The sequence below is a fragment of the Promicromonospora sp. NPDC060204 genome, assembly GCF_042728455.1.
GTDB lineage: Bacteria > Actinomycetota > Actinomycetes > Actinomycetales > Cellulomonadaceae > Promicromonospora.
In genome coordinates this window covers 1-8,660 of sequence record NZ_JBHWZO010000260.1, presented here as the reverse complement: position 1 = coordinate 8,660, position 8,660 = coordinate 1, and the positions used below count along the sequence as shown (strand labels likewise).

General features: G+C 72.1%; 2 protein-coding genes. One reads left to right on the top strand and one right to left on the bottom strand.

Annotated features, from left to right (window positions below; all coding sequences use genetic code 11):
- Positions 1-274 precede the first annotated feature (274 nt).
- Complete coding sequence (locus ACFWEJ_RS24150) at positions 275-3,454, bottom strand: family 43 glycosylhydrolase (RefSeq protein WP_377231724.1); 3,180 nt, start codon at positions 3,452-3,454, stop codon at positions 275-277.
- Positions 3,455-3,788: 334 nt separating this feature from the next.
- Between ACFWEJ_RS24150 and ACFWEJ_RS24145 the strand changes: the two genes are divergently transcribed.
- The gene (locus ACFWEJ_RS24145; protein WP_377231723.1) at positions 3,789-8,534 is read left to right on the top strand and encodes a discoidin domain-containing protein; all 4,746 of its coding nucleotides are present in this window, start codon (positions 3,789-3,791) and stop codon (positions 8,532-8,534) included.
- Positions 8,535-8,660 lie beyond the last annotated feature (126 nt).

The window sequence follows — 8,660 nt, the reverse complement described above, 5'->3', positions numbered from 1 at the left end:
CCCGGAAACACCGTGGTTTCCGGGCCTAATGACGGGGTAGAAGCGCACCTCGATTGTTGACCCGCTGATTCGTCGATCCGAGTGGTCCCGACGAGGTGCGCCTCGCTGCTGACAGTCCGCCCGGCGTCGAGCGCCGGGCTCGGTCGGTGCTGCCCCAGCAAAGGTGCGCTTCTACCCCGTCATTAGGCCCGGAAACGCCGTGGTTTCGGGCCCAATGACGGGGGAGAAGCGCACCTTCAGAACGCCCGCGGAACGACCGCGCGCACCGGCCGGGTTAGCCGCCGCAGGTTGCCGCCGCGTACCCCGTCTCGATCACGCGCGTCACCGGCTCGCCGTCCACCTCGCCCGTCACCCGCACCACCGCGGCCCCCGCGTCGGCACGCGCCGAGCGCACCGCGAACGACTGGTACGCGACCGCGCCCGGCGCCACACCAACGAACGACCGCGTGCCGTACGGGGTGGTGAGCGTGACGTCCACGGGGCCGTCGTGGTCGTTCACGGCGCGCACCGCCAGGGTCGCGCTGCCCGCCAGGCACCGGACCTCGGCCGTCACTGCCACCGCTGGCGACGAAGACCCACCAGACCCCGGGTCGTCGGCGAGCACCCGCCACTCGGTCGCGGCCACGGCGGCGTACTGCGTGCCGTCGCCGTTCGCGTGGATCGTCGCGCGCAGCCGTGACGTCGTGACCGGCCCGAACGTTATGCGGTTGAACGCCGTGGTGCTGGTGCCGGCCGCCGACGGGTCGGGCACCGGCGCCCACTCCTGCGCCGCCTCGTCCCAGTACGACAGGTCCCAGGAGTCCGGCTGGGCCACGCCCGCGCCGGTGCCCTGCGGCTGGTCGGCCCAGAACTTGATCTCGGCGGCGGTCAGCCGGATCGGCCGGGGCCACGTGTACTGCACCCACTGGGTCGCCGGGTGGTTGCCCGACCACGTGCCCCAGATCTGCGCCTGCGGCGGGCTCGTGGGGTCCAGCCTGTCGTTGAGCGCGAGCACCGAGTTCCAGCCCGCGGTGTACGACGCCGTGGGTGTGGCCAGTGCCGCGACGTTGCCGGTCAGCGGCCCGCTGAGGTCCGCGGGGATCGTCACCGTCCGCGCGGTCTCGGTGTTGCCGGCCCGGTCGACGGCGCGGTACCGCACGTCGTGCCGGTCGCCGTCCGGGGCGGAGACCGCGCCGGAGTACGGCTCGAACCCGCCGCCGTCCACCGCGACCTCGATCCGCGCGACGCCGGACGTCACATCCGCAGCAGCAAGAGCCACGGAACGGGCCCGCTCGTCCACGGTCGCCGTGCTCCGGGGTGCGGTCGCGTCGATCCGCACGTCCAGCGCGGCCTCCGCCGAGACATTGCCGGCCCGGTCGGTGGCCGTCGCCGTGACCGTGTGCTCGCCGTCGCCCGCGACCTCGACGTCGGTGTACCGGACGGCCTCCGTGACCACGGGAGCGGCGTCGTCCACCGTCGTCGTGAGGGTGACCCGGCCGCCGCCGTCGTCGGTGCCCGCGGCCCGGACGCGTACCGCCGAGCGGAACCAGCCGCCCGTGCCGGCACTGCCGCTCGGGGTGAGGGTCACCTCCGGCGCCGTCGAGTCACCCGAGGTGTCCGACGGGTCGACGACGGTCACGGTCGCCGTCACCCGGCCCGCGGCGTACCCGAGCACCGAACCCTCGACCTCCAGCGAACCCGGCGAGGCGACGTCGTCCGCGGAGAGCGCGTCCCAGAAGGCCGGCACCGACAACGACACCCCGCCCGGGTAGGTCGCCCGCACAGCATCGGGCAGGTCCGTCTCGCCCACCTCCACGGTCAGCCGCCCCGGCTCCACCGAGTCGGCCTGCTCCGCCAGCACCTTCCACTCCTCGACGGCCACGCCCGAGTACGTGGACCCGTTGGTCGACGCGTCGAACACGGCCCGGAGCTGCGTGGTCGTCACCGGGTCGAACGACGTGGACTGGAAGCCCGCCGTACCGGTCGGGTACCCGGAGGCGCCCGCCACGTCCGCCCAGGCACCGTCGTCGGCGTCCCAGAACTGGATGCGCCAGGAGTCCGGCGCGGCCACGCCCACCCCCGAACCGCGGGGCTGGTCGTTCCAGAACTCGATCTGCGACCCGGACACGCGCACCGGCTGGTCCCAGGTGTACTGCACCCACTGCTGCGGCGGGTTGTTCCCCGTCCACGTGCCCCACATGTCCGGCGGCAGCGGGTTGGGCCGCACGATCTCGTCGTTCAGCGCCTTGACCCAGTACTGCGTGGGCACGGGGTCGTTGGACACCGTGACGCGCGCCTCCTGCGCGATGTTCGCCCGCGGCGTGCGGTCCGGCTCCCGCACCGGCGTCGTGGTCACCGGGCGCATCCGCGGCGGGGTCTGCGTGTCGTCCCACTCGACCTTGTCGATGGCCACCGACCGGCGGAAGTGGTTGCCGCCGGCGGCGTCGGCCGTGTGGTAGGCGATCCACCACTGGCCGTCCAGCTCGACGATGCCCGGGTGGCTCGTCGTGGACGAGACCGGCCGCAGGATCGTGCCCCGGTAGGTCCACGGCCCCTCGGCGGACGGAGCCGTCGCGTACGCGATGCACGCGTGGTAGTTCGCCAGGGTGCACGCGCTGGTGGGGCCGGCGTTGTTGCCCGCGTAGGCCAGGTAGTAGGTGCCGTTCCGCTCGAAGAGCCAGGGCGCCTCGAAGAACCCGGTCAGGCCCGTGACGGTCCGGACGTCGCCCACGGTGGTCTTCATGTCCTGCGCCAGCTCGACCCGGCGCAGGTTGCCGAAGCTGCCCCAGTACATGAACACGCGCGCATCGGCGCCCGTGCCGTCCACCAGCACGGTCGGGTCGATGTTGTGGATGGTGTTCGACGTCGGCAGCCGTTGCGAGACGATCGGCCCGCCGGCGTGGTCCGTCCAGGGGCCGGTCGGGGAGTCGGACACGGCCACACCGATGCCGAACTTGTCGCCGGCCGGGCTGGCCTCCTCGTTCACCGGGACGTACCAGTAGTAGCGGCCGTCCAGGCCCTCCTGCACCTCGCCCGCGTACGCGCGACCGGGGCTCGCCCAGTCGAAGACGTCCTCGGGGCGCATCAGGGACGGGTGGTGCGTCCACCGCCCGGCCTCGGGGTCGGCCGTCACGAAGGCGCCCCACTCGTTCATGATGAAGTCGTTGCGCGTCTCGCCGGCCTCGTCGTGGCCGGTGTAGACGTAGAGCTGGTCGGCCCCGGTGTCGTTGCCGGGGGCGCCGGCCGGGACGACCAGCGGGGCGGGGTCGGCGGAGTAGTAGCTCCCGTCGGCCAGGATCGGGTTCTGCGTGCTCGTGAAGTCGTACGGGTCGGCCGCCTGCGCGGCCAGGGGAGCGGCCGCTCCCGGCACCTCCGCGGCGGTGGCGCCCACCCCCGGTACGGCGAGCGCGGCGGCGACCACCGCCACCGCCAGCGTGCCGGCCGCGGCCGGCCGTCCTGCTCGGACCTGTCTCATCCTGTCCTCCTGTCGTGGCACTTCGTCGTGGCGCACTGACGCGCCGACCCTGCCACACGGCCGTGCGGTCAACAATGGGTTTCGGTGTTTTTCGGTATGGATGAGGCTGCAACGGGTGATCTCATACCGAAAACACCGAAAACCATTGCCGGAGTCTTCGGGTGATGCTTCACTGGTCCGCGCCGGGCCCCTCGATGGTGAGCGGGCCGGCGGGAACCACCACCTGGCGGACAGCGTCGCGAGCCAGGGTGGGGTGCGCAGCGATGCGCGGCCTCCGCCCGTGCGGCACACCTCGTCCGTCCGAGTGCCTGGCAGTCGACGGAGAGGACATGTGATGTCGGCACGAACACGAAGAGGGGCGGTAGCAGCCGCCGCCGTGGCCGCGATGGTCGCCTGCGGGAGCGTGGCGGTGCTGCCCACGGCGCACGCGGGGCCCGTCCACGCGGCGTCACCGGTGCTCCCGGGGAACGAGGACGACGTCGGCGTCTACACCGACGGCCTGAAGGACTCCCTCGACATCGGCGACCCGGTCTACCGCAACCTGGACGCAGTCGAGGACGCGCTGGAACCCGGTGTCCCGTACACCGCGGACAGCATGTACCGCTCGATCTTCGACGCCGACGTGGCGGCCGGGGGCACCGACTTCTACCTCGACCGGGTCCTCGGCGTGACCGGGGCGTCGGGCAACAACGTGCTCCAGACCCGCGGGCGGACCCTCTACCTGCGGGGCGCCGGCGGGGCGAGCTGGAGCACCATGGGCTTCGGCGGCAACGCCTTCGCGGGCGGCCCCAACGACCTGGGCGCCCTCTACACGATCACCGTGCCCGGGCAGACCGTCGCCGAGGTGGGCGGCGCCCGGTTCAACGCGCCGAGCCACGCGAAGGCCCGGTACACGATCGGGTCCACGGGCGTGACGGCGGACCTGCGCAAGCTCATCACCTACGACAACACCGCGCTGTCCGCGCTCACCTTCACCAACCCGGGCGCCGCCGACGTCACCTTCACCGTGCGGGCCGCCTCCCCGACCGCCCGGGGCGCCGCGGACGCCGACGACGAGCTGACCGGCACGCGCACCCTGACCAGCGGCGCCAACAACGGGCTGGTCGACACCCCGTGGTCGACCGTGACCGTGGGCCTCAAGGCCGACGGCTTCGCGCGCAACGGCACGAACCTGGACCGCGAGGTCACGGTGCCGGCCGGCGGCACGGTGGACCTCTCCGTCGTCGGCTCCCTGTACTCGGCGAGCCTGCCCGCCGGGCAGGAGCAGCTGCGTGAGTACGCGGCCCTGACCCCGGACGAGGCGTTCCGCACCGGCGTCACCGCGTTCAACGAGCGCTGGGCGCAGGACATCCCGTACATCGACGTGCCGGACCCGGCCATCGAGAAGGCGATCGTGTACCGGTGGTGGGGCGAGCGGTACAACAGCCTGGACGCGAACGAGCCGGGGTACGTCTACCAGTACCCGACCACCATCGAGGGCGTGAACCTCTACCAGAACTCGGTGGTGCTCACGCAGCCGATGCACCTGCAGGACACCAAGTGGATCCGCAACCCGTACCTCGCCTACGGCCAGGTGCTGAACGTCGGTGAGCTGTCCGGCTCGTCCGCGTTCCTGGACAGCCCGGGCCACACGAGCTGGAACAACCACTACTCGCAGTACCTCGGCACGGCCGGGCTGGAGGCGTACAACGTGCACGGCGGCGGCGCCGACGTCGCCGAGCGGTTCGCCTACTACTTCGAGCAGGACGGCGTGGGCCAGCTCGAGCACTACGACGGCAACGACGACGGCCTGATCGCCTACGACACCAACTACATGCCGGGCAACGACGCCGACGCGATCAGCTTCGGCTACCCGAAGGCGAACGGCGGCACGCCGGGCGCGCGCACGATCGAGCGGCCCGAGTCGGCGTACGTCTGGGGCGCGTTCGACGCCGCGAGCAAGCTCTACGGGATCGCCGGGGCGGACCCCGAGCGCGTGACCAGCACGGCCGCCGAGGCCGACCGCATCCAGGAGGCCGTGCTCGACCGCCTGTGGAGCGAGGAGACGCAGATGTTCCTCGCCGGCACGTCGCACGGCGCGACGTCGGCGGCGTCGTCCGGCGGGAGCGCCAACCCGCTGCCCGCGGGGGAGCGGGACCTGATCCCGGCCAAGGAGTCCAACCTCTATGACATCTACGCGGAGAACCTGATCCCCGCGGACGAGTGGGAGAAGTACGTCGACGGGTTCCGGTTCCTGCGCTACGGCGACAACTTCCCGGTCTTCCCGTTCTACACGGCCAACCAGTACGACCGGTCGAAGTTCGCGATCGGCGGCTCCAACAACTTCTCGAACATCAACTTCACGGTGCAGTACCGCGGGGTGCGCGCCGCGCTGCGCGACTACGACCCGGAGCAGCGGTACATCACGCCGGAGTACGCGGCCAAGCTGCTCGACTGGATGGCGTGGAGCATCTACCCGAACGGTGACGCGCGGGTGGCCAACCAGGCCGAGTACTACTCGGGCTGGAACGCGGCCAACCAGACCTTCAACCGCAACAACCCGAACCACGTGATGCTCGGCAACATGAGCTACATCTTCGTCGAGGACATGGGCGGCATCCAGCCCCGGTCCGACGACCTGATCGAGCTCGACCCGATCGACCTGGGCTACGAGCACTTCATGGTGAACAACCTGCGCTACCACGGGCACGACGTCACCATCGTCTGGGACCCGGACGGGACGCACTACGGGCTCGGCGCCGGCTACTCGCTGTTCCTCGACGGCGACCGCAAGGCGAGCGCCGACGCCGTCGGCGGCTTCGTCTACGACCCGGCCGCCAACGAGGTCACCGCGTCCGATGAGGGTCTGGACGTCACGGTGGTCGCCGACGAGGGTGCCGACCTGCCCGCCGCCGTCGACACGCCGATCGAGGACGAGCGCGTGGTCTCCTACCTCAAGACCGCGGGCATCGACCTCACGCAGAGCGCCGAGAACCTGGCGAAGGGCGCGACCCTGAGCTCGTCCGCGACGCAGGACGGCGTCCGCCCGGCTGCCTGGCGGAACTTCCACACCCCCGGCTTCTCCACCAGCTCGATGAACTACACGCCGGGCGCCATCGCGACCACCGAACGGCCCGTGTCGCTGGACGCGGTCACGGACGGCGTGACGGTGAACGAGCCCTACTGGGGCAACTACGGCACCGACGGCGACACCGGGTACGTGGAGCTCGACCTGGGCGAGGCGGTGCCGGTCGACAACGTGAAGGTCTGGTTCGTCGACGACCGGCAGGCCGGCGGCTACGCCCCGCCGCGTCGCTACTCGATCCAGGTGCCGGACGGCGAGGGCGGCTGGACGGCGGTGCCCGAGCAGGCCAAGGCGCCCAAGGTGCCCGGCCCCAAGGCGAACGAGGCGCTGTTCCCGGAGACGACCACCAACAAGGTGCGGGTCGCCTTCACGAACGCCCCCGGCCGCTGGACCGCGATCTCCGAGATCCAGGTGTTCGACTCCGGAAGGCCCTTGCCGCCGGTGCAGAACGACCCGCCGACGGTCACCGCGACGTCGGACGACGCCGCGAGCGGCAACCTGTCCACCGTGCTGGTGGCGACCGCCACCGACGACGGCGTGCCGGAGGACGGTGAGCTGTCCTACGGCTGGGAGACCGTGTCGGCGCCCGAGGGCGCGGGCGTCATCTTCGCCGACGACGCGGCGCTGACCACCCGGGTGACCGGCACCGCCGAGGGCGAGTACGTGTTCCGCTTCACCGCGACCGACGGGGCGCTGAGCACGTCCCGCGACGTCACGGTGACGCTGGCCGAGCGGGAGACGACCGCCGAGTTCGGGCGGCTCGCCACCATCACGACGAGCGGTTCGGCGTCGTGGGAGAACCCGGCCCGGGTCAACACGGAGTCCACTCCGGCGAGCTCGAACCCCGGCGCGGGCAACGGCTGGGGCACGTGGGGCCAGGCGCAGAACGGGACGAGCGCGGCGCAGGCCGCCTGGATCCGGTACGCGTGGAGCGCGCCGGTGCTGGTCAGCTCGACCGACATCTACTGGTACGACGACAACGGCGGCACCCGCACCCCGCGGGCCGACACGTACGTGGTCGAGTACACGACCGACGGCACCACGTGGACGCCGGTCACGCTCGCCGACGGCTCCACCTACGGCGGTGCGCTCGCCCGGAACGCCTACAACCACCTGGCGTTCGAGCCGGTGGAGGCCAGCGCGCTGCGCATCCGGATCTCGGGCGTGCAGTCCGGCGGCGCGGGCACGGGTGTGCTGCGCTGGCGGGTCAACGGCGACACCGTGGACTCGGTCGCGAGCCCGGTGGTCATGCGCACCACGGTCGGCGTCGTGCCCGACCTGCCCGGAGCGCTCGACGTCGTCTACTCGGGCGGCACACGCGGCACCCTGCCCTTCACCTGGCAGGAGATCACGCCGGCGATGGTCGCAGAGACCAACGTCGAGCCGTTCACCGTCTACGGCACCAACGCCGAGCACGGGCTGATCGCCCAGGCGCAGGTGTACGTGCGGCCGGAGACGGCGCAGGACGGCATCGCCATCCAGGGCGCGGAGCAGTTCGAGCGGGAGGTCCAGGTGGGCGAGCTGCCGCACCTGCCCACCCGCGTGGCCGTGTCCTACAACGACGGGTCGCGCGACAACCAGGCGATCGGCGTCGAGTGGGACTTCGACGAGGCGCTCGTCGAGACGCCGGGCGTGCACGTGATCACGGGGCGGCTGATCCTGCCCGACTACGTGAGCGAGGCCGGCACCACGCAGACCACGCTCACGCTCACGGTGCTCGGCGACCCCGCCGAGGGCCCGGTGGTCACCGCCACCGCCGAGCCGCGCTGCCTCGCGGGTCGCGCCACGCTCGCGGTCCGCGCGGTGAACGACGAGGACGGGCCGCTGGACATCGCGTTCGCCAGCCCGTTCGGCGACAAGTCGTTCTCCGGCGTCGCCCCGGGCGCCGCGGCCTACCAGTCGCTCGCCACGCGGGCCGGGTCGGTCACGGCGGGCACGGTCACGGTCACGGCGTCGGACGGCGCCGGCCGCACCTCGCAGATCCGCGTCGAGTACCCCGCGCTCACGTGCGGCTGACGGAAGGGAGCACCATGCACCGCGACATCCGCAGCACGACCACCGAGGTCTCCCGCCGGTCCCTGCTCCGTCTCGGAGCGGCCGGCCTCGCCGGGGGCGTCGCCGCCCTCGGGCTCACCAGCGGCT